This is a genomic window from Brevundimonas sp. D3-1P (genome assembly GCF_055809335.1).
Window position 1 is genome coordinate 3,041,280 of record NZ_CM147908.1, and the last position, 23,382, is coordinate 3,064,661.

At 70.5% G+C, this 23,382-nt stretch carries 23 protein-coding genes; 11 read left to right on the forward strand and 12 right to left on the reverse strand.

Going from position 1 to position 23,382, the window contains the following annotated elements; genetic code table 11:
• The first annotated feature begins 12 nt into the window (after positions 1-12).
• Entirely contained in the window at positions 13-1,119 is a 1,107-nt protein-coding gene (locus AC0L6G_RS15385; protein WP_293826268.1) for a YncE family protein, read from the forward strand.
• Positions 1,120-1,190: 71 nt separating this feature from the next.
• Here AC0L6G_RS15385 and AC0L6G_RS15390 read toward each other — a convergent pair whose 3' ends face one another.
• Both AC0L6G_RS15390 and AC0L6G_RS15395 read right to left on the reverse strand, forming a co-directional pair.
• Complete coding sequence (locus tag AC0L6G_RS15390) at positions 1,191-1,961, reverse strand: ABC transporter ATP-binding protein (RefSeq protein WP_293826270.1); 771 nt, start codon at positions 1,959-1,961, stop codon at positions 1,191-1,193.
• Positions 1,958-3,028, reverse strand: a complete 1,071-nt coding sequence (locus AC0L6G_RS15395; RefSeq protein ID WP_291539770.1) for a FecCD family ABC transporter permease — start codon at positions 3,026-3,028, stop codon at positions 1,958-1,960. The genes AC0L6G_RS15390 and AC0L6G_RS15395 overlap by 4 nt, the downstream gene beginning before the upstream one ends.
• A gap of 50 nt (positions 3,029-3,078) precedes the next feature.
• Between AC0L6G_RS15395 and AC0L6G_RS15400 the strand changes: the two genes are divergently transcribed.
• Positions 3,079-3,837, forward strand: coding sequence for an alpha/beta hydrolase (locus AC0L6G_RS15400; RefSeq protein WP_293826272.1), 759 nt, complete (start codon positions 3,079-3,081; stop codon positions 3,835-3,837).
• Here the strand turns inward: AC0L6G_RS15400 and AC0L6G_RS15405 are convergent.
• From AC0L6G_RS15405 to AC0L6G_RS15420, 4 genes are all read right to left on the reverse strand, one after another.
• Complete coding sequence (locus tag AC0L6G_RS15405; RefSeq protein ID WP_293826275.1) at positions 3,834-4,727, reverse strand: hypothetical protein; 894 nt, start codon at positions 4,725-4,727, stop codon at positions 3,834-3,836. The genes AC0L6G_RS15400 and AC0L6G_RS15405 overlap by 4 nt on opposite strands.
• A gap of 96 nt (positions 4,728-4,823) precedes the next feature.
• Positions 4,824-5,990 carry a glutathionylspermidine synthase family protein gene (locus tag AC0L6G_RS15410; protein WP_293826278.1) on the reverse strand — a complete coding sequence of 389 codons (1,167 nt, stop codon included), beginning with the start codon at positions 5,988-5,990 and terminating at the stop codon, positions 4,824-4,826.
• A 3-nt stretch (positions 5,991-5,993) separates the two neighbouring features.
• Positions 5,994-6,734 (reverse strand): PspA/IM30 family protein, encoded by a 741-nt coding sequence (locus AC0L6G_RS15415; protein WP_293826281.1) that lies wholly within the window; start codon positions 6,732-6,734, stop codon positions 5,994-5,996.
• Between the two features lie 16 nt (positions 6,735-6,750).
• Positions 6,751-7,434: a YjfI family protein gene (locus tag AC0L6G_RS15420; protein ID WP_293826283.1), complete on the reverse strand. Its 684-nt coding sequence runs from the start codon at positions 7,432-7,434 to the stop codon at positions 6,751-6,753.
• Positions 7,435-7,572: 138 nt separating this feature from the next.
• Between AC0L6G_RS15420 and AC0L6G_RS15425 the strand changes: the two genes are divergently transcribed.
• The 5 genes from AC0L6G_RS15425 to AC0L6G_RS15445 are packed head-to-tail and all read left to right on the forward strand — an operon-like array spanning position 7,573 to position 11,467.
• Positions 7,573-8,220: a YjfK family protein gene (locus AC0L6G_RS15425; RefSeq protein WP_293826285.1), complete on the forward strand. Its 648-nt coding sequence runs from the start codon at positions 7,573-7,575 to the stop codon at positions 8,218-8,220.
• A 25-nt stretch (positions 8,221-8,245) separates the two neighbouring features.
• Positions 8,246-8,659, forward strand: coding sequence for a DUF350 domain-containing protein (locus tag AC0L6G_RS15430; protein WP_293826288.1), 414 nt, complete (start codon positions 8,246-8,248; stop codon positions 8,657-8,659).
• A gap of 5 nt (positions 8,660-8,664) precedes the next feature.
• Positions 8,665-9,285, forward strand: a complete 621-nt coding sequence (locus tag AC0L6G_RS15435; RefSeq protein WP_293826290.1) for a DUF1190 domain-containing protein — start codon at positions 8,665-8,667, stop codon at positions 9,283-9,285.
• Positions 9,275-10,234, forward strand: a complete 960-nt coding sequence (locus tag AC0L6G_RS15440; protein ID WP_293826292.1) for a flavin reductase family protein — start codon at positions 9,275-9,277, stop codon at positions 10,232-10,234. Before AC0L6G_RS15435 ends, AC0L6G_RS15440 begins: the two co-directional genes overlap by 11 nt.
• A 45-nt stretch (positions 10,235-10,279) precedes the next feature.
• A complete protein-coding gene (locus tag AC0L6G_RS15445; protein ID WP_473252591.1) occupies positions 10,280-11,467 on the forward strand; it encodes an acetyl-CoA C-acyltransferase in 1,188 nt (395 codons plus the stop codon).
• Positions 11,468-11,535: 68 nt separating this feature from the next.
• Here the strand turns inward: AC0L6G_RS15445 and AC0L6G_RS15450 are convergent, their stop codons facing one another.
• From AC0L6G_RS15450 to AC0L6G_RS15470, 5 genes are all read right to left on the reverse strand, one after another.
• Positions 11,536-12,456 carry a hypothetical protein gene (locus tag AC0L6G_RS15450; RefSeq protein WP_473252592.1) on the reverse strand — a complete coding sequence of 307 codons (921 nt, stop codon included), beginning with the start codon at positions 12,454-12,456 and terminating at the stop codon, positions 11,536-11,538.
• 125 nt (positions 12,457-12,581) lie between these two features.
• Complete coding sequence (locus tag AC0L6G_RS15455) at positions 12,582-14,966, reverse strand: PAS domain-containing sensor histidine kinase (RefSeq protein ID WP_473252593.1); 2,385 nt, start codon at positions 14,964-14,966, stop codon at positions 12,582-12,584.
• Between the two features lie 90 nt (positions 14,967-15,056).
• The gene (locus tag AC0L6G_RS15460) at positions 15,057-15,626 is read right to left on the reverse strand and encodes a hypothetical protein (RefSeq protein ID WP_473252594.1); all 570 of its coding nucleotides are present in this window, start codon (positions 15,624-15,626) and stop codon (positions 15,057-15,059) included.
• 74 nt (positions 15,627-15,700) lie between these two features.
• Positions 15,701-16,108 carry a CBS domain-containing protein gene (locus tag AC0L6G_RS15465; protein ID WP_291538937.1) on the reverse strand — a complete coding sequence of 136 codons (408 nt, stop codon included), beginning with the start codon at positions 16,106-16,108 and terminating at the stop codon, positions 15,701-15,703.
• Positions 16,109-16,169: 61 nt separating this feature from the next.
• Positions 16,170-17,990: a vWA domain-containing protein gene (locus AC0L6G_RS15470; protein WP_473252595.1), complete on the reverse strand. Its 1,821-nt coding sequence runs from the start codon at positions 17,988-17,990 to the stop codon at positions 16,170-16,172.
• Positions 17,991-18,154: 164 nt separating this feature from the next.
• On the opposite strand from AC0L6G_RS15470, the gene AC0L6G_RS15475 reads away from it, so the two are divergent.
• From AC0L6G_RS15475 to AC0L6G_RS15490, 4 genes are all read left to right on the forward strand, one after another.
• Complete coding sequence (locus AC0L6G_RS15475; RefSeq protein ID WP_473252596.1) at positions 18,155-20,014, forward strand: monovalent cation:proton antiporter-2 (CPA2) family protein; 1,860 nt, start codon at positions 18,155-18,157, stop codon at positions 20,012-20,014.
• A gap of 147 nt (positions 20,015-20,161) precedes the next feature.
• Entirely contained in the window at positions 20,162-21,181 is a 1,020-nt protein-coding gene (locus AC0L6G_RS15480) for a phospholipase C/P1 nuclease family protein (protein ID WP_293828853.1), read from the forward strand.
• Positions 21,182-21,304: 123 nt separating this feature from the next.
• A complete protein-coding gene (locus AC0L6G_RS15485; RefSeq protein ID WP_293828855.1) occupies positions 21,305-22,084 on the forward strand; it encodes an RNA methyltransferase in 780 nt (259 codons plus the stop codon).
• 13 nt (positions 22,085-22,097) lie between these two features.
• Positions 22,098-22,421, forward strand: coding sequence for a YnfA family protein (locus AC0L6G_RS15490; protein ID WP_293828857.1), 324 nt, complete (start codon positions 22,098-22,100; stop codon positions 22,419-22,421).
• A gap of 69 nt (positions 22,422-22,490) precedes the next feature.
• On the opposite strand, the gene AC0L6G_RS15495 is transcribed toward AC0L6G_RS15490, so the two are convergent.
• Positions 22,491-23,288, reverse strand: a complete 798-nt coding sequence (locus AC0L6G_RS15495; RefSeq protein WP_473252597.1) for a hypothetical protein — start codon at positions 23,286-23,288, stop codon at positions 22,491-22,493.
• Positions 23,289-23,382 lie beyond the last annotated feature (94 nt).

Here is a 23,382-nt window from a genome sequence, read left to right on the forward strand (position 1 = left end):
AGGACTATGCCGATGACCTCCGTTCGTTTCGCCGTCGCCGCCGCCGCCGCCCTGCTGGCCGCGACGGCCGCGCCCGCCCTGGCCCATACGGCCGTCCTCGCCCAGCCGGCGGCCAGCGCCGGCGCGCCCAGCATCGTCAAGTCGGTCAAGGTCGAGCCCGGCGGCCTGTACGAGATCGTCTTCAACCCGGCCGACAGCACTCTGCTGGTCGCCGCCGTCGGCCCGCGCGGCGAGACGCGCGGCGCCATCGCCCGCCTGAGCGCCGACCTGACGCCGGGCCAGGCCATCGACGTCTCGGCCAACCCCCTCTACGGCCTGGGCTTCAACAGCCGCACCCAGACGCTCTACGGCACGGCGACCCGTTCCGGCTCGGTCGGGGTGGTGGATGTCAGGACCGGCCGTCTGGTCGCCACCATCAAGGACGGCGACGACGATTCCGCCCACGTCCGCGAGGTCATCGTCGACGAGGCGCGCAACAAGGCCTATGTCACCGTCGTCGGCGGGGAGGCGAACGACGCCAGCCGCCCGAACCAGATCTGGGTCGTCGACGGCGCGACCAACACCCTGGAGCGCAAGATCGCCGCCCCGGTCGGCGGCCTGACCGGCGCAGCGCTGGACGCCCGGAACAACCGCCTGTTCGTCACGGGCATGAGCTCCAACGACGTGGGCGTCATCGACCTGTCGACGGGCCAGTCCGCCGGAACCTGGCCCACCGGCAGCGAAAAGCCCACCAACGTCGCCTTCGACGCGCGCGGGAACCGCCTGTTCGTGGCCAGCCAGGGCACGGGCGACCTGACCGTCCTGAACGCCGCCGACGGCGCGGTGATCAGGAAGGTGCCGACCGGCGAGGGCGCGCTCAGCGTCGCCTACAATCCCGGAAACGATCAGGTCTATGTCGCCAACCGCCAGGCGGGCACGGTGACGGTGGTGAACGGCGCCGACTACGCCGTCCTGGCCAATCTCCAGACCGGCACCTTCCCCCAGACCATCGCCATCGATCCGGCGACCAACGCCGTCTATGTGACCAACAAGGCGCGGGGCCTGCCGCGCAACGCCCCGGCCGGCACGCCCGTCCCGGTCGATCCGGCCGGCGACACCGTCACCCTGATCCGGCCCTGAGCCAAAGGCCTGAGCCAAGGGCTGACCAAACAAATGCGCCGACGCCCCGACGGCGCGTCGGCGCCTGCGGTTCAGAGCACCGCGTCCACCAGCACCTGAATCTGGCCGCGCGCGCAGGGTTCGACGCGGGCGCGCACCTGCCAGACATCGGCCAGGACGGCGGGGGTGATGGCTTCGGCGGGGCTGCCCTCGACCTGCACCCGACCGTTCGCCAGGACCACGATCCGGTCCGAGACCCGCGCGGCCGCCTGCAGGTCGTGCAGCACCATCGCCACGACGGCCTGGTTCTCCTGCGCATAGGCGCGGGCCAGGCCGAACACCTCCAACTGATGGCGCAGATCGAGCGCGCTGGTCGGTTCGTCCAGCAGCAGGACGCGCGGCTGGCGCACCATCGCCTGGGCCAGGGCGGCGATCTGGCGCTGGCCGCCCGACAGCCGGTCCAGCCGCTTCAGCGCCAGATCGACCGCCCCCACCCGTTCCAGCGCCGCCAGGGCGCGCACCTCGGCCCGGGCCGAACCGGCGGCCGAGGGCGAGGCCTCCAGCGCCGCGATCACCGTCTCCAGCACCGTCAGGGCCACGTCCTGCGGCAGGGTCTGGGGCATGTAGGCGACGTGCCGGGCCCGCTCGGCGATGGACATCCGGTTCAGGTCCAGCCCGTCCAGCAACACCTGGCCCGAGGCGGGCGTCAGCCCGGCGATGGCCCGCATCAGGGTGGTCTTGCCCGCCCCGTTCGGCCCGATCAGGGACACGACCTGGCCCGCCGCCAGCGGCTGCAGGGCCACGTCGGACAATATGGCGCGGTCGCCGTAGCGGGCGGTCAGATGCTGGACGACCAGGCTCATCCCCGCGCCCCGCTGCGGAAGATCAGGAACAGGAAGGCCGGCACCCCGATCACCGCCGTCACCACCCCGACCGGCAGAAGCGCGCCCGGAACCAGGGTCTTGGACGCCGCCGAGGCCAGGGACATCAACAGCGCCCCGCTCAGCACGCTGGCGGGCAGATAGAGGCGGTGATCCTCGCCGACCAGCAGCCGGGCGATGTGCGGCCCGACCAGGCCGACGAAACCGACCACGCCGACGAAGGCCACGGCGGCGGCGGACAGCAGGCTGGCGCGCAAGAGCGAAAAGAATCTCAACCGCGCCACATCGACCCCCGCGCTCGACGCCCGGTCCTCGCCCAGCCTCAGCGCCGTCAAGGCCCGCGCCGCCGCCCAGGAGAAGGGCAGGGTCAGGACGACGACCGCCGCCAGCACCGCGACCGAGCGCCAGCTGGCCCGCGACAGCGACCCCATGGTCCAGAACACCAGCTGTTGCAGCGCCTCCTGCGAGGCGACGAACTGGACCAGGGCGGTCAGGGCGTTGAAGGCGAAGACCAGGGCGATGCCGAACAGGACGATGCTCTGCACCCCGCCGCGCCGCGCCCGCGCCAGGGCCTGCAGCAGCAGCACCGATCCGAAGGCGAAGACGAAGGCGTTCAGCGCCACCACCCCGTCTGCCGGGATGAAGGGCAGGCCCAACCCCAGCACGATGGCCAGGGACGCGCCGAACGACGCCGCCGACGAGACGCCCAGGGTGAAGGGGCTGGCCAGGGGGTTGTTCAGCACCGTCTGCATCTCGGCCCCCGACAGGGCCAGGGCCGCCCCGACCAGGATCGCCGTCAGGGCGTAGGGCAGGCGGATCTGCCAGACGATGGCGGCCTCCGACGGGCTCAGCAGGTCGGGCCGCACGATGCCGGTGACGATGCGCCAGGCCGACAGGCCCGACGGCCCCGTCGCGGCGTCCAGGCACAGCGCCAGCCCGCAGGCGACCGCCAGCCCGGCCAGAAGCAGCTGGCGGCGCAGCCGCAGGCGGCGGTGCCGGCCCAGGACCTGGAGCGCGGCGTCGGAGGCGGAAAGGGAAATGTCCATCATCGGAATGCGTCGCATTACAACAGGCCGCGCCGATGGGCTAGGAAGGGTTCATGACCGACGACGTTCTTTCCGCCTGGACGCCCTGGACCGCGCCGGGCTGGCGCGTTCGTCCGCTGTCCGGGCCGGACGGCCGGACGCTGGACCTGATGCTGGCCGTGCCAGGGGGAGCGCCGCCGCCGGGCGGCTGGCCCCTGTTGCTCGCTTTGGACGGCGGTCGGTTCTTCCCCGCCCTGGCCGGGGCCGCCGCGGCCTTGTCGCACCGGACCGACAAGACCGGCGTCGTTCCGATGGCCGTCGCCGGCCTGGGCCATCGGCCGGATGAAGGCCCGCTTCAGGACCAGCGGGCGCGCGACTTCACCCGCCGCCCCGGTCCCGACGCCCTGGTTCCGTCAGGCGGCGCCGAGGCCCTGCATGGCCTGATCGCGGATCGGGCGCTGCCGATCCTGGCCCGGGCGGCCTCGATCGACCCGGCGCGCGCCACCCTGTTCGGCCATTCCCTGGGCGGCCTGTTCGTGCTGGAGACGCTTCGGGCCGATCCCGCCCTGTTCGCCCGCTGGGTCGCGGTCAGCCCGTCCCTGTGGTGGACGACCCCGCCCGCCGACATCGCCTCGCCTTCGCTGATGGTGGGATGCGGCGGGGCGGAGACGGCCCGCGACATGTGCGGCCGGATCGCCGCCTGGGTCGCCGAGAAACCCGGCGGCGCGGTCTTCACCCAGGCGCCCGGCGCCGACCACGGCTCGGCCCCCTTCGCCCTGATCCCGGACATCCTGCGCCACGCCAGCGGCGCGGCGCAGGCCGGGTCCGCTTAGCGGCGGACGCGGCTTTCCAGCTCGCCGATGCGGCGCGTCAGATAGGCCGTGTCGTCCGACGACGGCGTCGTGCGGCCATAGGCGGCCTCCAGCCGGGTCAGATCGCCCAGTTCCACGCGGATGTCGGCCGCATCGGCGCGGGTGACGGCGCCGGCGCGTTCGGCCGTCGCCAGACTGGTCTCCAGATTCGCCAGCCGGGTTCGGGCGGGCAGGGCGGCGGAGCCGTTCTGGCCCGCCGGGCCGTCGCCGACCCGCAGGTCCAGGGCGTCCAGGCGCGCGTCCAGATCGGCGCGCTCGGCGGCGCTGATCGCGCCATCGGCCTTGTAGCGGCTCTCGACCTGGATCAGGGCCTGATAGTCGGCCTTCAGCCGCGTGGCCTCGGTGCGGGTCAGCCGCCGCGCCGTCACGGCCGCATCGACGCGGGCGTCGAAGGCGGCGCGGCCTTCGGCCACGGCGTCGGTCTCGCCATAGCCGACGGCGCCCGAATCCAGCGTCTGGGTCAAGGCGGTGTAGCGGGCGTTCAGATCGGCGCGCTCCTGGGCGGAGATGCCGTCGGCGGCGTAGCGGTTCTCCAGATCGACCAGGGCGGTGTAGTCGGCCCGCAACCGCGTGGCGGCCGAGGCGGACACGGTTCCGGCGCGCACGCCGGCGTCGACGCGGCCGGTGAACTGGGTCTGGCCGTCACGCAGCGGCCGGCCGCCGCGCAGCCAGGCCTGGTCCATGGCCGACAGGCCCAGCCGGTCGCCGAACAGGGCGCCGACGACCGCGCCGAGCCGGTCCTGATTGGTGGCGGGCGTCTGGGCCGGGGCGGCCCCGGCGGCGAGGGTCAGGGCCAGGGCGGCGCCGCTGGCCAGGCCGATGCGGAGGGGAGCAGGGCGGATAGGGGTCATGGAAAGAAGCCTTTTCGTCGTTCCGGTTTCGAGCCGAAAGAACGACGGTCGCCCGGCTTGGTTGCCCTTTCCACGCCGACCGGCGCGACGTCCGGCTCAGTCGCGGATGAAATGCGGCACGAAACGCGAGGTGTTGCGGGTGATCCGACCCTTGTCCTCGCGCAGGCTGATCCCCGCAGGCTCGGCCCCGACCACCCACGATCCGACGATGGCGTGATTGCCGTCGAACAGGGGCGGATCGTGCAGCGCCTGGCGGATCCAGCGCCCCTCCCCATAGCCGCCATCGACCACCTCGGCCCCGCTCAGACCCCGGTCGATCAGTTCGACGTTGTCGCCTTCGCGCGAGAACAGGGGCTTGCGGACATAGGACGATCCCAGGGCGTTCTCGGCCGGATCGCCCTCGAAATAGGCCTCCAGCAGATTGGGGTGGCCCGCATGGCGTTCCCATAACAGGGGCAGGATCGCCTTGTTGGACAGCAGGCTCTTCCACGCCGGCTCCAGCACCGTGACCTCGGCGGTGGGCAGGGGGGCTGCGTAGTCGTCGCGCAGCATCTGCTCCCACGGATACAGTTTGAACAGCGCCTGGATGATCCAGTTCTCGTGATCCACGAACCGGCCGTCTTCGTTCAGGCCGATCTGTTCGATGGCCACGAACTGCGGCTCCAGCCCGGCCTGCCGGGCCAGGTCCTCCAGGAAGCGCACCGTCTGCCGGTCCTCGACGAAATCCGGGTCCGAGGCGAAATGGACGAAGCCGCCGTCGGGGAAGATGGCGCGGAACCGATCGACCAGCTTTTCGTGCAGGCTGTTGAACTGGTCGGCGTCGGCGGGCAGGACGCCGGCCTTGATCCGGTCCTCCAGCCACAGCCACTGGAACACCGCCGTCTCATAGATGCTGGTCGGGGTGTCGGCGTTGTATTCGTAGAGCTTGGCCGGCCCCGTCCCGTCATAGGCGAAGTCGAACCGGCCATACAGGGACGGGTCGCCCCGCTTCCAGCTGTCGGCCACATAGTCCCGCATCGGCTCGGGAATATCCAGCTGCTCCATCAGCCGCTCGGACTGGACCGCCTCGTCGACCAGGTCCAGGCACAGGCCGTGCAGTTCGGCGGTCGGCGCCTCGATCCCGTCCTCGATCTCGGCCAGGGAGAAGGCGTAGGCCGCCGTCTCGTCCCAATAGGGTCGGCCGTCGGTATGGCGCCAGGTGAAGCCGAGTTCCTCGGCCTTGGCGTCCCAGTCGGTGCGGGGGTCGAGGCGCAGACGCTCCATGGGTCAGGCCGGGTCCTTGTCGGGCGCCTGTTGGCCGATGCGCGGCGTGACCACCGTCACCTCCGGCTGGCTCAGGCGGGCCAGGACATCGTCGGCCGACGAATGGCCGGGCAGGATGCCGGCCTCGCGCAGCTTGGCGTCCAGGTCGGCGCCGGTGCGGCGGTCCTCCAGCGCTTGGTTGGCCGCCAGCTTCTCCTCCTGGATGGCCTGGCGCTGCTTGATGCGTTGCAGGCTGTCGGCGGCCGAGCCGATGCGCGACTGGGCGCCGGCCGAGTTTAGGGCGACGGAGGTCTGGGCGCGCTGGACGGAGTCGTTGACCTTGACGATGTCGATCTCGCGACGCAGCGTCTCGATCTTCTGGTCGGTGGCGGAGATGGCGGCGCGCAGGCGCGTCTCGGCCGCCTTCATGTCCTCGATCAGGGGGCCGCGGCTGGTGATCTCGACCTCCAGCTCGGCGATGCGGCCGGCGACCTCGCGGGCCAGGTCGGTCTTGCCCTGGCCCAGGGCGGTGCGGGCCGAGCTTTCGTATTTGGCGATCTGGTCCCTGAAAGATGCAAGTTCGTTTTCGGCCATGCGGCGGCGCGCCACCAGGCCGGCGAGATCGTCTCTGGCCTTGCCTTGAGCATTGTCGGCGTCGCGGATTTCCTGGTCGAGGATCTTCAGGGCGTTGGCGTCGACGACGCCCTGGGCCGCATCGTGGGCCGTGCCGCGGAACAGGGCGGACAGTTTTCTGAGCATGGACATGGTCGGTCTTCCGGGATCAGGCGGCGTCGGCGCCGAAGGTTTCACGCAGTTCGGTGGCGTCGATCGCATTCTCGGCCAGGGTGCGCAGTTCGATCAGGATGGTCTGAAGCGTCGTCTTGCAAGAGAGTTCGCCCATCAACTCATACACGTCTTCGCCGCCGACATTGGTGATGGCGAAGTTGGACAGGGGCACCACGCGCTGGGCCTTCAGCAGGAATTCGTTGAAGGCGTGGCGGTCGGCCTGTTCCGACACGGGCCACAGCAGCACCGAACAGACGATCTGGGCGCCGCCGACGCTCAGATAGACCGGCAGGTCGCCGTATTCGTGCATGGTGGCCAGCAGCACCGGCTCGGCGCCTTCCAGCACCCGCAGGCTCATTTCGCCCTCGCGCAGCAGGGCGGACCCGTCCAGCGCCGCCTTGATGGCGGGCACGGTCCAGGGGGTTTCGATCACGGCGTCCATTTGGTGGTGGTCTCCAGGGGGGATGGCATCGGAAGCAGGTTGGCGGGGCCGGCCGGCAAGCTGCGGCCCGCGCGTGGAATCGGTGACGATGGCGCGAACGGCCGCCTTGACGTCGTCGCGGGCGGCGGCCGGCACCCAAAGCTCCAGCTTGACCAGCCCCGCCTCGCGACGCGCCTGTCGCCACGCACGGATGCGGTCGTTGGCGGCGGAGGAGAGGGGCGGGGCGGCGGCTGGCATGTCGTTACATGAAACACGTAACATGAACGCTTGACTTGGCGCAAGATCGGACCGAATGTCGCGGCATGAACCGCCTCATTCGGTCGCATCGTCGCTGTTCGCTCGCCGTCGGCGCGGATCGGGCCTAGATAGTCGCCCATGTTCAAGAAGCTTTTCGGATCGTCGGAGAAAGCGCCGCCCGCCAATCGGCTGGCGACGGTGCGCAACATCACCGTGGGCCGGACCGTGTCGCTGGATCCGCTGGCCTGGCGCCGGCTGGGCGACGAGACCCATTTCGCTTTGGATCGCGACGTGCTCGACATCTCGGCGCAGGGGCTGGTCAGCCTGGACAGCGGCCAGTTCGTTCATCGCTTCTACACCGACGACCACGTCATGCTTCAGGCCATGAGCGACGACGAGGCGGGGCTGGAATCCTACGACTTCAGCCTGTTCACGCCCTGGACCTCGGCCTATCCGCCGGGCGAGCGCGAACGCCGCATCTGGCGCGACCGCCTGTCGGCGCCGGTGTTTCATGGCGCGGCCGAGGAGCTGCTCGACTATCCCCGGTTCTGGTTCGCCGAGAGCGACGCCATCCAGCCGCCCGTCACCCTGTGGGAGACGATCTGGGACGACCGCGCCGCGACCACGCCCTACGCCAAAATCTTCCAGACCTGCATGCTCTATGCGCGCGAGCTGGGCGGCGGTCGCGAACTGATGCTGGCCCTGGAGCAGCAGCCCGAGGGCGGCGACACCACACACGAAATCATGATCGGCATTCCGCTGGAAATGGCCGAGTTCCGCGCCTGAGCGCGCAATCCGAGGGGCAAGACCGATGTTCGACTGGTTCATTTTTCAGCAGGGGGCGATCGCCTTCCTGATCGCCTTCGTCCTGGCGGGCGCCTTCACCCTGGCGTTCAAGCTGATCTATCAGTGGGTCACGCCCTATCACGAGCATACGTTGATCCGCGAAGGCAACACGGCCGCCGCCATTGCGCTGGGCGGCGCCCTGGTCGGCTATGTCCTGCCGCTGGCCTCGGCCTTGTCGCATACGGTCAGCCTGATGGAGTTCGCCGCCTGGGCCCTGCTGGCCGGGGTGATCCAGATCGTCGTCTTCGTCGCCATCAGCCGCATGGCCTTCCGCAACCTGGTCGTCCGCATCGAGGCGGGCGAGATCGCCGCGGCCGTCTATCTGGCCTCCATCTCCATCTGCGTCGGCCTGCTCAACGCCGCCTGCATGACGTCGTGACCGCCATGACCGATCTTCCCCAGAACCTGGCCAAAACCGACACCATGCGCCGGCTGAAGCGATCGCGCGTCCTGCACGTCAGCAGCCTGATGGCGACCGCCAGCTTCTCGCTGGCCGCCTGCGGTTCGCCCCAGCGTGTCCCCGCGCCCGAGCCCGAACCGACCCTGGCCTATCAGTCGCTGGACGAGTGCAGGGCCGCCAACGACATTCCCGACAACGAATGCGACGCCGCCCTGGCCAAGGCCCGGGAAGAGGCCGCCAAGACCGCGCCGCGCTACGCCACCCGCGAAGAGTGCGAGGGCCAGTGGGGGCCGTCCCAGTGCCAGCCGAACAATCAGGGAGGCGGCTCCTTCTTCACCCCGCTGCTGACCGGCTTCATCGTCGGCCAGATGCTGAACGGCGGCGGCTATCGCGGCGGCGGACCGCTGTATCGCGACCGCGAGGGCCGGCTGTCGAACGGCTATGGCGGCGGATACGCCTACCGCGACTACCGCACCGGCAAGACCCTGACCAATGCGCGCGAGCACGGCGACGTCGCCCGCCAGGCCCCGGCGCGGGTGCAGAGCCGCACCACCGTCGTCTCGCGCGGCGGCTTCGGCGGCGGCGGGCGCGCCTATGGCGGATAGGGCGGCCCAGGACGTTCAGGGCTGGGGCGACCCCGAGGACCCCATCGTCCTGCTGATCGGCGCGCCCGAATCGCTGTTCGCCGACTGGCGCCGGTCGGTGCGCGCCCTGGTGGAGGCGGGACGGCGCGTCGTGGTCGTCCCCGCCGCCAGCGAGGACGAGGCCGCGGCGCTGCGACGGCTGCTGACCGACCTGCCGTCCCGGCCCGCCCTGATCTGTTCGCAGGCCGGCCTGCCGACGGTGATCCCGGCCCTGCAGGTGACGGGCCCGGCCCTGGCCAGCGGCCTGGTGGTCGTGACGGCGGATACGACCTCCCACGCGGACGCCGAAGCCCGGCCCGAGCTGGCGGCCCTGGACCTGCCGCTGCTGACGGCGGCCCGGCGCGACGACCCGGACCAGGCCGAGGCCGAGAACGCCGCAATCCTGGGCTTTCTGGAGCGTCAGGCCCCGCGCGAGGCCCTGCATTACCTGGCCGGCTCCGACCCCCGCACCCTGCGCGACGCCCTGGGCTGTTTCGCGACCGGGGTGACGGTGGTGACGACGCGGGATCAGACGGGCCAGCCCGTCGGCCTGACCGCCAACTCCTTCTCCTCGGTGTCGCTGGACCCGCCGCTGATCCTGTTCTGCCTGGCCCGGTCGTCCACCAACGTCGAAAGCTTCCGCCAGGCCGAACATTTCGCCATCAACGTCCTGCACATCGGCCAGCAGCCGACCTCGGGCGTCTTCGCCCGCTCGGGCGACCGCTTCCAGGACGTGGCCTGGGAGACATGGGACACCGGCGTCCCCATCCTGTCGGGCGCCCTGGCCAGTTTCGAATGCGCCACGGACCGGATCGTCGAGGCCGGCGACCATCTGGTCATCATCGGCCGCGTGACCCGCGCCCGGTTCGAGCCGCGTCGCGACCCGCTGCTGTATTTCCGGGGCAAGTATCGGCGGCTGCACTTCTCCTGATCGCGGCGGATCGCTATCTGTCGCCGCAAACGAGAGGAAACCATCATGTCGTCCGCCGATCCCGTCGTCATCGTCTCCTACGCCCGCACGCCGATGGGCGGTTTCCAGGGCGTGCTGTCCGACGCCAAGGCCACCGACCTGGGCGCCGCAGCGGTCAAGGCGGCGCTGGAGCGGGCGGGGCTGGACCCGGCCAAGGTCGAGCAGATCATCATGGGCTGCGTCCTGCCGGCGGGCCTGGGCCAGGCGCCGGCGCGTCAGGCGGGCATGGGGGCGGGCCTGCCCGTCTCGACCGAGGCGACCACCATCAACAAGATGTGCGGCTCGGGGATGCAGGCGGCGATGATGGCGCGCGACGCCCTGGCCGCCGGTTCGGCCGACATCATCGTGGCGGGCGGCATGGAATCGATGACCAACGCCCCCTATCTGATGCAAAAGCACCGGGGCGGCGCGCGCATCGGCCACGACGTCATTTCCGACAGCCTGTATCTGGACGGGCTGGAGGACGCCTATGAACCCGGCAAGCTGATGGGTCAGTTCGCCGAGGACACGGCCAAGGCCTATCAGTTCACCCGCGAGCAGCAGGACGCCTATGCGACCGAAAGCGCCGGCCGGGCCAAGCGCGCCCAGGAAACGGGCGCCTTCGACGCCGAGATCGCCCCGGTCGAGGTCAAGACCCGCAAGGGCCCCGTCGCCGTCGACCGCGACGAACAGCCGACGCGGTCCGACCCCTCCAAGATCCCCAATCTGAAGCCCGCCTTCGGCAAGGACGGCACGATCACCGCCGCCTCGGCCGCCTCGATCTCGGACGGCGCCGCCGCCCTGGTCATGATGCGCCAGTCCACCGCCGAGGCCCTGGGCCTGACGCCGGTCGCCCGCGTGGTCAGCCAGGCGGCCCACGCCCACGAGCCGCACCTGTTCACCACCGCCCCCGTGTTCGCCCTGCAGAAGGCGCTGAAGAAGGCGGGCTGGAGCGCCGACGACGTCGATCTGTGGGAGGTCAACGAGGCCTTCGCCATCGTGCCGATGATCGCCATGCAGGAACTCGGCATCCCCCACGACAAGATCAACGTCAACGGCGGCGCCTGCGCCCTGGGCCACCCGCTAGGCGCCTCCGGCGCCCGCGTCCTGACCACCCTGCTTTCCGCCCTCAAAGCCCACGGAAAGACCCGCGGCATGGCCGCCCTGTGCATCGGCGGCGGCGAAGCCACCGCGATGGGCGTGGAGTTGGTTTAGGGCCTGCTGCGGGCCTCCTCAACGGACTTTGCAGGCGTCCGCAATGAGTGGCTAGCGCAAGATCGAAGTCAGGCGGCAGGTGAGGATTGGCACCTTGGTCCTTCCACGGCCTGCATCGCCGTTGGGCCGCCGATCACCTGAAGCACACGGCAAACGTCTTCTGGTGGAAGCGCCAGCAATCCGAAATGCGAGCCTTTCAAAACATCACGGTTCAAGAATTCAACTAGCAACGCCGCATGGCTGCGAGCGCGCGAACCTGCGACCCCCAATGCGAACGACAGCTCGACGAGACGCTCGCCTGATTCGACCGGTATCGCCCCTTCCGCCGGGACGTTGTCGAGCGTCTCGCGGAATAAGGCCGCCACGAGATTGACCGCCTTAGGATCGCCGGAGGCTCCCGCGACCTGAGCCGCTGATGTTCCCATCGCGTCCTTCGCGTTCATCGATGAAAGCGCTTCTTCCTTCCACGGCGCTGCGGCGACACCAAAGCTAGCCAACACTGAGCGAGCTTTGGGGCGAATGTCGGAAAAGGGACCCTCTTCAATGGGGCGATTAAGAAAGGCTGCTCCGGCCACGTCGCGCACTATGCTGGGATCACGGGGGCCTAGTTCATTCGCTAGCGCCAGCCGACTAAGGCCGGGTAGCCCCCAGCTCCATGCTGACGACGCTGTTGTCCGTCTGACGACTTCGTCTTTCAAATCGGAGGAGACGCAGTAGCGGAGTGGATCCCCGAGGTTCTTCGGGTGTCCGAAAACGTCCATCGCTCCACTATAGATGGATGCGTGGCGGGGAAAATCACTCATGACTTGGAGTGCAGTTTGGGCACGTCGCTCGTCGTCCGCTGTCATGGGTTCACATGCTTGGTCTGGAAGCGCGTAATTAGCGTCCATCAGAATTTTCAGCGGCTTTCGGTTGGAGGTGTCGCTGCAACCACCAAATGCAAGCACGCTTGCGACGACCCAAACATTGACGATACTGAGCGTGTTCATGGTTCAGGTGTCCGTGGCTCCGCAAAGCAACGATAATGCGCATCCTCCTAAGCGGGCGTTGCCAGCGTCCGCAACGGGTCGAAAAGCGATATCGCTTCCCGGCTAAATTAGCATCAGGCAGACGCCTACGCCGCGAACGCCGCCCGGATCGGCTGCACCGTCTGGTCGGGGCGTTTGACCGGCAGGTCGAAGCTGACGACCGTGCCGACGCCCGGCTGGCTTTCCATGCTCAGCTGGCCGCCGTGCATCTCGATCAGGGATTTGGTCAGGGCGAGGCCCAGGCCGGTGCCCTGGGTGGTCTTGGAGTGCTGGCCCTCGACCTGTTCGAACGGGCGGGCCAGGCGCTCCAGATCCTGGGGCGCGATGCCGATGCCGGTGTCGGCGCAGGCGACGCGGATGCGGTCTTCGCCCGCCGCCCCGACGAACGCTTTCAGCGACACGACGATGGAGCCGCCCTCGGGCGTGAACTTCACGGCGTTCGAGATCAGGTTCAGCATCACCTGCTTGACGCCCCGGTGGTCGGCCTGGATGTCGGGCAGGTCGCCGGCCTCGACCGCGATCTTCAGCCCCGCCTCCTGGACCTTGCCGCGCATCAGGCGCACCGCGTCCTCGCACACCTCGCGCAAGGACACCGGCTCGTAGTGCAGGGTCATCTTGCCGGCCTCGATCTTGGCCATGTCCAGGATGTCGTTGATCAGGCTGAGCAGATGCTGGCCCGACTTCAGGATGTCGGCGGCGTAGCCCTTGTATTTCTCGTTCAGCGGCCCGAACAGCTCGCTGGCCATGATCTCCGAAAAGCCGTTGATGGCGTTCAGCGGCGTGCGCAGTTCGTGGCTCATATTGGCCAGGAATTCGGACTTGGCCTGGTTGGCGGCCTCGGCCCGGGTCATGGCGACCTCGTATTTGCGGGCCAGCAGCGACAGCTTCTCCTGGCTGGATTCCAGCTGGTCGATCGTGGCGCGCAGGTCGTCGGCGGCGCGGCGGCGCTCGGCCTCCTGGCGCTTGATGGCGGTGATGTCGGCGGCGGTGACGACCGAGCCCCCCTCGGAGGTGAACCGTTCGGACAGCTGCAGCCAGCGCCCGTCGTGCAGTTCGACCTCGCGCAGGCCCGCCCGTCCTCCGGCCGCCGGATGCTCCGCCTTGATCGCCAGGCCGGCGATGCGGTTCAACTCGTCCTTCATCGCCCCGCGCCGCACCACTCCGTGGTCGAAACCGAAGGCGTCCCCGAACGCCTGGTTCCACAGGATCAGCCGTCCCTGGCGGTCGAACAGGACGAAGGCCTCGGAGATGCTCTCCACCCCGTCGCGCAGCCGGCTCTCGGCGGCCTGGGCGGCGGCGCGGGCGCGCCGGGCCTCGGTGATATCCAGCGCCACGCCCAGAATGGCGGTGAAGCCGGCGTCGCCGCGCGGCCCCCGCGCCTGGCCCCGCGCGTCGATCCAGCGCGTGCGCCCGTTCGCGCCCGGCACGGGGAAGGTGATCTCGAAGGCGCCATAGGCCGCGGCCTGGCGCAGGGCGTGGCGAAAATCCTCGTGGAAGCGGGGATGGACGCGGGCGATCACCTCGTCGGCCGTGGCGACCCCGCCGCGCTGGAAGCCCAACAGGGTGGCCATATAGTCGGACAGGGAGACTTCGTTCCTGGCCAGGTCCCATTCCCACACCCCGCACCGCGCGGCCTCCACGGCGATGCGGAACCGCTTTTCGGTGGCCACGCGCTCGCGGTGCTGGCGGTTGCGCCGCAGGGCGTGGAAGGCGAACAGGCCCACCACCCCCAGGCCCAGCAGCAGGGGCGCGCCGATCAGCCAGGCGTCGTCCGTCAGGGCTGCGGGCGCATCGTTCGACACCGCCACGACATAGGGACCGTCCGCCCCCGCCCGGGCCGCCGCCGCCAGTCGGTCCCGACCCGCGATCGACAGGGGCGCGGGCGTGCTCAGGCTTTCCAGCAGGGCGGCGTCCGCGCCGATCAGGGCGCGGATCGGCTGGCCGATCTCGGCGGCGCGCGGAGAGGCCAGGACGACGCCGGCGGGCGAGACGATCCGCATCCCCTGGGCGTCGTCCAGCGGCGGGTCGATGCGCGCCTCCAGACGGCCGGCGGGCGTCGTCGTCGATCCGGCCGTCATGGCGCCGTCGCCGACGCTGGCCGCGACGGCCTCGCCGGGCCCGACCAGGGCGAAGCCGACCTGCGGCGCGGCGCGGCGCGCGGCCTCGACCGCCTCGGCGGGGGTGCGGCCCGCGGCCAGGGCGCCGGCCCCCGCGGCCAGGCCGGCGTCGGCCATCTGGAGCAGGCCCTGGGTCCGGCTGGCCGCAAGCTGGGCGCTCAGCGCCAGGTTCTCGGCCGCCAGCCGCCCCGCCTCGCGCGTCGGTCGGGTGATTTCCCGAGACGCCAGAAGCACATAGCCTGTCGATAGCAGGGCCAGCGCCAGGACGGCGATGCGCAGCCAGGCCGGCGCGCCCGGGGCGCGGTCCGAGGCGCGTCGCCCCGGCCCCTGTTCCCGCCGCTCCGCGTCGCGCACGCTCGCCCCTCCCGGCCAATCCGCTGAGAAGGGGAATCTAGGCTGCGTCGCGGATTCGTGTCGACCCTTCGCGGGGCGTTTTCGCCGGATTCAGGCCGGAACGGCGGGGGCGGGCAGGGGTTCGGGCGCGGGTTCCAGCACCCGGTTCACCCCTTGCAGGACGTCGCGGGCCTGGCGCGCCAGGGCCAGGACGGGGGGCGGGGCGTCCTCGGGGTTTTCCGCCACCAGATCCGCCAGGGCCTGGGCGACCTGCATCAGCTTCGGCGCGGCGGCGATCAGCCTGGCCTGGCGCTCGATCCGCCAAGGGTCGCGGTCGTATTCCGCCCCCGGCACGCGCCAGCCGCCCCAGTCAGCCCGATCCGTCACCACCACCGGATAGCTGCCGGGCTGGGGATGATGCAGGCAATCCTCGGGCTGCTGCCACTTGTTGCGCGCCCGCAGGACGCGCCAGTCGCCCGGGGCCTGGTCCGTCGTCGGATCGTCGGCGGCCAGCCGCAATTCGGCGGCCGTGAATTCGCGCCCCAGGCCGACGTCATAGGTGACGCGCACGGGCTCGTCGAACCCCTTGGCCCAGACCGGCTGGACCTGTTCGACGAAGGCCCAGGCGCCGACGCATTCGACCCAGACCTTCTGACCCTTCTGGAACTGCGCGCGCGCCATGACCGTCTCCGACTGAACGGACAGGATGAACGACGATCCTTGACGCCCGGTGTCGGGGCGCGGTTACGCAGAACTTAACGCGAGATGCTTTCCAGCGTCTCGCCGGCGTATTTCTCCTTCACCCGCGTCGACAGGTCGCCCAGCGACACCACGCCGACCACGCGGCCGTGCTTGTCCACGACCGGCGCGCGGCGGATCTGCTTGGATCCCATCAGGTCCAGCACGACCTTCAGATCGTCGGTGTCCAGCACCGTCTGGGCGTCGCGGGTGATGAACTCCACCACCGTCGCGCTGGGGGCGGCGCCGGTCGCCAGGGCGCGCACGACGATGTCGCGGTCGGTGATCGTGCCGATCAGCTGGTCGCCGTCCGCCACGGGCACGAAGCCGAAGCCGCCCCTGGCCATGCGGCCGGCGACGTCCTGGATCGTGTCGCCGGGACGGGCCAGGTGAACGTCCTTGGTCATCACGTCGCGAATCTTCATGGCGGGTTTCCTTTGAGGTGAAGGTCGCGCTGAAAACCCGCCGCGAGCGTGGCGGTTCCGGTCAGGGCGTCCCGGGCGACGGCAGGCTCGCGGCCGCCCGCACCAGCTGGACGAACTCGGCCCGGTCGCCATAGGGGTCTTCGCCCCTGGCCCCTTGCGCCTGATCGACGATCCGGTCCCAGCCGTAGTCGGCGGCCATCCAGGGATCGCCCCGCAGCTTCTGGCCGAAGGCGGCGACCGCGATGGCCCAGCGCGTGGCCTCGGGCGGCTGGGCGCCGACGGGGGAGGCGGCGCGGTTGGCCAGGGGTTGCTGGATCAATTCGGACCGGCTCTGGCCCGGCTGTTTGTAGCGCACCTGGATGAAGCCGATCTCGCCGTTCGGATCGCCGCCGCCCACCCCGATGCGGTTGTCGGGATAGCGCCGCTCGGGGATCTGCGTCGGGCCGCCGACGGGGGTGATCTCGTACAGCGCCGTGACGCTGGCGCCCGATCCGACCTCGCCGGCGTCCACCCGGTCGTTGGTGAAATCCTCTTCGTTCAGCAACCGGGTCTCGTAGCCGATCAGCCGCCATTCGGCGACGCGGGCGGGGTTGAACTCGACCTGGATCTTGACGTCGTCGGCGATGGGGAAGGCGCCCTTGTCGAACGCCGGGCCGAACAGGCGGCGCGCGTCCCTCAGGTCCCCGACATAGGCCGCGACCCCATTGCCCGCCTGGGCGATGGTCTGCATCCGCGCGTCCTGATAATTGCCGCGCCCGAAGCCATAGACCGACAGATAGATTCCCGTGCCGCGCTTGTCGGCGACATAGTCCTCCAGCCGCTTGTCGTCGGTGACGCCCACGTTGAAGTCGCCGTCGGTGAACATCAGGATGCGGTTGACCTTGTCGCGGGCGAAGCTGGCCTGGGCCTGGTCATAGGCGTTGGTCATGCCGGCCGCCCCCGCCGTGCCGCCCGAGGCGCGCAGGCTGGCCACGGCGCACCGCATCTTCAGCTTCTGGTCCCCCGGCGTGGGCGCCAGGGTCGTGCCCGCGCCCTCGGCGTAATAGGCGACGGCCAGGGTGTCCTGGGGCCGCAGCCGGTCGATGGCCAGGTTCATCGCCTTCTTGGCCAGGTCCAGCTTGTCGGCCGACCGCATCGAGCCGGAGACATCGACCAGGAAGGTCAGGTTCAGCGGCCGTCGCCGATCCGCCGGCAGCTCGTAGCCCTGAAGCCCGATGTGCACGATCTGACGCCCTTCAGCCCAAGGCGACGCGGCGACCGCGGTTGTGACCGCGAATGGGCGGGTCTGGCTGGTCGGCCGGGCGTAGTCGTAGTCGAAGGCGTTGATCAGCTCCTCGACCCGCACCGCGTCCCTGGGCGGCGCGCGGCCTTCGTCGATGAAGCGCCGCACATTGGAATAGGAGGCCGTGTCCACGTCGATGGAGAAGGTCGAGATCGGCTGATCGCTGGTCCGCTTCACCGGATTGGGCGTCGCGTCGGGATAGCGTTCGGTGTCCGTCGCCGGCGGCGTCATGCCTGGCATGACCCGCGAGCCGCTGACGACGACCGCGTCCAAGGCGACCGGACCGCTGGCCGAGTTTTGAACCAGGGGCGGCCGCATCGGCGCGGGCGGGGCCGGAGGCGGGGGCGGCGGGGGCGGAGGAGGCGGTGCAGGCGGAGGCGGCGGGCCCGGTAGTGCGACAGGGGGCGGCGCGACGCGGGCGGGCCTAAGCACCGGCGGCGTGGCGGCCGGCGCCAGTTCGAACCCCAGCGGGCGGCAGGCGGCGGGCGTCGCCTCGCCGTCCATCGGCTGGGCCAGAGCGCCCGTCGGAAGGGCGGCGGGCGGGGCGGCGAGCGAGACGCCGAGCAGCGACAGGGCGGCGATCCTGGGCAGGCGCGACATGGCATCCTCCGGTTGCTTGTCCGACAACAGTGATCTGTGGTCCTGGGGCGAAACTGTGGCGCCGAGGACGCCAGGCGTCGCCGGATCCGTCGCCGTGTCTTTGGCGTCCCTCGCAATCGCGCCGCGCGCGCCCCACAATAGGAAATCAAGCTTGAGGGGACGCGATGGCCGAGGCGACGGCGGGACTGGATCTGGGCGCGGCGGCGGCCCTGCTGGCGGCGGGCGTCATCGCCGTGCCGGTGTTCAAGCGCGTCGGACTGGGGTCGGTGCTGGGCTATCTGGCGGCGGGGCTGGCCATCGGCCCGTTCGGGCTGAAACTTTTTCGGGAGCCCGAGACCATCCTGCACGTCGCCGAGTTCGGCGTGGTCATCTTCCTGTTCATCATCGGGCTGGAGATGCGGCCAAAGCGGCTGTGGGGCCTGCGAAAGGAAATCTTCGGCCTAGGCGCGGCCCAGGTGCTGTTCTGCGGCCTGATCCTGACGCTGACGGCCATGCTGGCGGGCTTTTCCGCGCCCGTCGCCTTCGTCGGCGCCATGGGCTTCGTCCTGTCCTCCACCGCCGTCATCATGCAGATGCTGGAGGAGCGGGGCGAGATCGCGGGCGGGCCGGGCCAGCGGGCGGTCTCCATCCTGCTCTTGGAAGACCTGGCCATCGTGCCGCTCCTGGCCATTGTCGCCGTCCTGGCCTCTGTGACGGGACAGGCGACCGAACATGCGCCGCCGCTATGGCGGACCATCGGCTTCGCCGTCGCGGCGGTCGGCGGGGTGCTGCTGGCGGGCCGCTATGCGGTCAATCCGATCTTCCGCCTGTTGGCGCGTTATGGCGGACGCGAGGTGATGACGGCGGCGGCCCTGCTGGTCGTGGTCGGCGCCGCCTGGGCCATGTCGCTGGGCGGCCTGTCGATGGCCATGGGCGCCTTCCTGGCCGGGGTCCTGTTGTCGGAATCGACCTTCCGCCATCAGCTCGAAGCGGATGTGGAGCCGTTCCGCGCCATCCTTCTGGGCCTGTTCTTCCTGTCGGTGGGCATGTCGCTGGACCTGTCGGTGGTCGTCGCCGACTGGCGTCTGGTGATCGGCGGCGTCGTGGCCTTCATGCTGGTCAAGGGTGTGGGCATCTATGCGGTGGCGCGCCTGTTCAAGGCCTCGCGCCACGAGGCGGTCGAGCGCGCGGGCCTGTTCGCCCAAGGGGGCGAATTCGCCTTCGTCCTGTACGGCGCGGCCGTCGCGGCGGGCCTGTTCGACGCGCGCATCGGGGCGATGATGTCGGCGGTGGTCATCCTGTCGATGGCGCTGACGCCCCTGACCTCGCTGCTGATCGCGCGCCTCCTGCCCAAGCCCGTCGTGTCCGCCGAGGATGCGGACGGCGTCGATTTCGCCAAGGACCTGCGCGGGCAGGTGCTGATCATCGGCTTCGGCCGCTTCGCCCAGGTGGTGTCCCAGCCCCTTCTGGCCCGCGACGTGGACGTGTCGATCATCGAGAACGACGTGGAGATGATCCAGGCCGCCTCCCAGTTCGGGTTCAAGGTCTATTACGGCGACGGCACGCGGCTGGACACGCTGAGGGCCTCTGGCGCCGAGCAGGCCGAGATCGTCCTGGTCTGCGTCGACAAGCCCGAGGCCGCCGACCGCATCGTCGAACTGGTCAAGTCCGAGTTTCCGACCACCCGCATCATGGCCCGCGCCTTCGACCGGGGCCATTCGATCCGGCTGATCCAGGCGGGGGTCGACTACCAGATCCGCGAGACCTTCGAATCCGCCCTGAAGTTCGGCGAGCGCGCCCTGATCGAACTGGGCCTGGACGAGCACGAGGCGGCCGAGACCATCGGCGACGTGCGCCGCCGCGACGACGCCCGCCTGGACCTGCAACTGACCGGCGGCGTCACCGCCGGCCGCCAGCTGATGCGCGGCAATCTGCCCACGCCCCAGCCCGCCCCCTACATCAAGCCCCGCCGCGAAGGCCGCCTGCTGAACGAGGACGAGGCCGGGCCGCCCGCGCCGGTCGAGCGCGAGCAGGTAGGCGACTGAAAGGCGTCGGGTGAGGAGTGCCAGTGAGCGAGAGGTGAGCGTTCGCACGGCCGTCGATCCGGCGGCTCACCCCTTGCTCGCCAGCACTTTTCACCCCCTCCCGATCATGCTCTTAGAGCGAGCAATCTCACCCTTCAGGTCAGTCTTATGAAACGTCTCGCCATCGCCGCCCTGGCCGCGCTCGCCGTCGCCGCGCCCGCCGTCACCGTCACGGCCTGGGGCAACACCGGCCACCGCCTGATCGGGGTGGCGGCGATGCGGGCCCTGCCCGACGACCTGCCCGGCTTCCTGCGCACCCCCGACGCCGTCGCCGACGTCGGCGAACTGGCGCGCGAGCCGGACCGCTGGAAGGGCGCCGGCCAGCCCCACGACCGCGAACGCGACACCGCCCACTTCATCGACCTGGACGACCAGGGCCGCGTCTACGACCAGCGCGGCATGAGCATCGACGACCTGCCGCGCCTGAAATCCGAATACGACGCCGCCCTGACCAAGGCCGGGCTGGACGTCGACGACGCCGGCTACCTGCCCTACGCCATGATCGACGGCTGGCAGCAGCTGGCCCGCGACTTCGCCTATTGGCGCGTGCTGAACGCCGCCGAGAAGCGCGAGACCAATATGGAGCGCCAGGCCTGGTACCGCGCCGACCGGCTTCGCCGCGAGGCCCTGATCCTGCGCGACATCGGCGTCATGGGCCACTATGTCGGCGACGGATCGCAGCCGCACCACGCCAGCATCCACTACAACGGCTGGGGCGACTTCCCGAACCCGGAAGGCTTCACCAACTCGCGCCAGACCCACGCCCTGTTCGAGGGCGAGTTCACCGGCCGCGTCGCCCGTCTGGACGCCGTCGAGGCCGCCATGCCTGCCGCCCAGCTGGACGGCTTCGATCCCAAGGCGCGCACCATCGCCTATCTGAAGACGACGCTGGGTGCGGTGATCCCCTTCTATCGGTTGGAAAAGGCCGGGGGGTTCCGTGACAGCGACCCGCGCGGCGCGGCCTTCGTCAACGAACGGCTGGCGGCGGGCGCGGCCGAGCTGCGCGACTTCATCGTCGCCGCCTGGACCGCCTCGGCCAGCGCCTCCATCGGCTGGCCCGCCGTCAAGGTCGCCGAGGTCGAGGCCGGAACCGCCGACCCCTGGATCGCCATGGTGGGCGAGGACTGATTTCGGCTTTGGTGAGCGGTGGGGGTGAATAGTGCTAGTGAGCGAGGGGTGAGCGGGTCGTGCGCGTATCGACGCCTCGGCTCACCTCTTGCTCACTAGCACGCCTCGCCTATAGCAGCGCCGATGCCCGACCTGATCCCCCCCGCCGTCATCCTCGACAAGTCGCAGATGGCCGAGAACATCGGCGCCGTGGCGCGGGTGATGGCCAACTTCGGCCTGTCGGACCTGCGCCTGGTCAGCCCGCGCGACGGCTGGCCCCAGGAGCGGGCCTGGGCCACGGCCTCGGGCGCCGACTGGGTGCTGGACGGGGTGCGGGTGTTCTCGACCGTGGCCGAGGCCATCTCCGACCTGAACACCGTCTTCGCCACCACCGCCCGCCCGCGCGAGACGCGCCAGCCGGTCCGCACCCCGCGCGAAGCCGGCCGCGTCCTCTATGACGACACCGCCTCGGGCCTGAAGACCGGCCTGCTGTTCGGCGGCGAGCGGGCCGGGCTGGAGACGACCGACATCGCCCTGTGCGCCGGCATCGTCACCATTCCGATCGACCCGAAACACCATTCGCTGAACCTGGCCCAGGCGGTGGCGATCAACGCCTATGAATGGCGCACCCTGATCCTGGACGCCCCGCCGCCGCGCTTCCGCGACACCGAGCCGCCCGCGTCGAACGCGCTGCTGATCGGTCTGTACGAACACCTGGAGCAGGAACTGGAGAACGGCGGCTTCTTCTTCCCGCCCGAGAAGAAGCGCTCCATGAGCCAGAACCTGCGCGTCATGCTGGGCCGCGCCGCCTTTTCGGAGCAGGAGGTCGCCACCCTGCGCGGCGCCATCCACGCCCTGTCGCGCGGCCGCGGCCGGGTGCTGGCCAAGATGGCGGCCGAACGCGCGGCGAAGGCCAAGGAGTAATCGGGCGCTGATTATGAAGTCCATCCTGATCTACCCCCTGGCCGCCCTGGCCGAGATCGGCGGCTGTTTCGCCTTCTGGGCTTGGCTGAAGCTGGATCGCTCGCCGCTGTGGCTGGCGCCGGGCGTCCTGTGCCTGATCGCCTTCGCCTGGCTGCTGACCCTGGTCCCCAGCGCGGCGGCGGGCCGGGCCTTCGCGGCCTATGGCGGGGTCTATATCTGCGCCTCCCTGGTCTGGATGGCCCTGATCGAGAAGACGGCGCCGGATCGGTGGGATGTGCTGGGCGGTCTGGTCTGTATCGTCGGCGCGGGGATCATCCTGCTCGGGCCGAGGGCCTGAGGCGAAGGGTGAGCGAGAGGTGCGAGTGAGCAAGGCGTGAGCGGTTCGTACGAACGGCGAGGCGTCGGCTCATCCCGCCCCCAGCAAGTCCAACCATTTCCAACTGCTCTTGCCCAGGGCCAGCTGCGCCCCGCCGGGTCGGTCCTCCAGCTTCAGCACCGCCAGGCCGGTCATGCGCTGGGCCTTGCATTCGGCCGGGGCGAAGGCGACCTCCAAGGCGATGGCCTGGCGAACGCCGGCCAGACCCTTGCCCGACTGGTTGCGGCTCTGCAGCCAGTCGCCGTTCCACACCAGGATCGCGCGGCCCGAGGCGTTCATGTCCTGGGCGGCCTCGATCACGGCGCGACGCACCGCCGGGTCGTCGCGCACCGCGTCCTGGACCCAGCGGACCATGTCGCAGGAGCCGCCGCCCGAACCGGGGCCCGCGCCGATCCCGCCCGATCCGCCGCCCCCGCCAGGACCGCCCCCGCCGCCCGGCCCGGCGCCGACCGTCATGGCCCCGGCGATCTCGGCCGGTCCCAGCAGGGGCAGGGCCGGGCCGGGCGGAGCGGGGGCCACGCGCAGCGGCTCGACCTCGGGCGGGCGTTTGGACAGGGTCGGTCGCGGCCGCGCCGCCGCCGCCGCGGGCGGACGACGCTGGGGTGCGGGAGCGGGCGTCGCCGCGGAGACGGCGGCGGCCGGCGCGTCCGGCTCGGGCGACGGGTCGGGAGCGATGATCCTGGCCGGGGGAGGCGGCGGGGGCGGCGTCGGCGCGACCAGCTCCACCCTGACGACGGGCGGGGAGAGGTCGTCCGGGGTCGGCGTCACGCGCGCGGTCATCAGCAGCGCCAGCCCCAGATGCGCCGCCAGGATCGGGGTCGCCGCCAAGGCCCATCGCCGTGCGCGCGGCGCCCTCAATCGCCGATCCGTGATGAGGGGCGCCGCCCCGTTCGCATGGTCATGGCGACGAAACGCCTGTAAA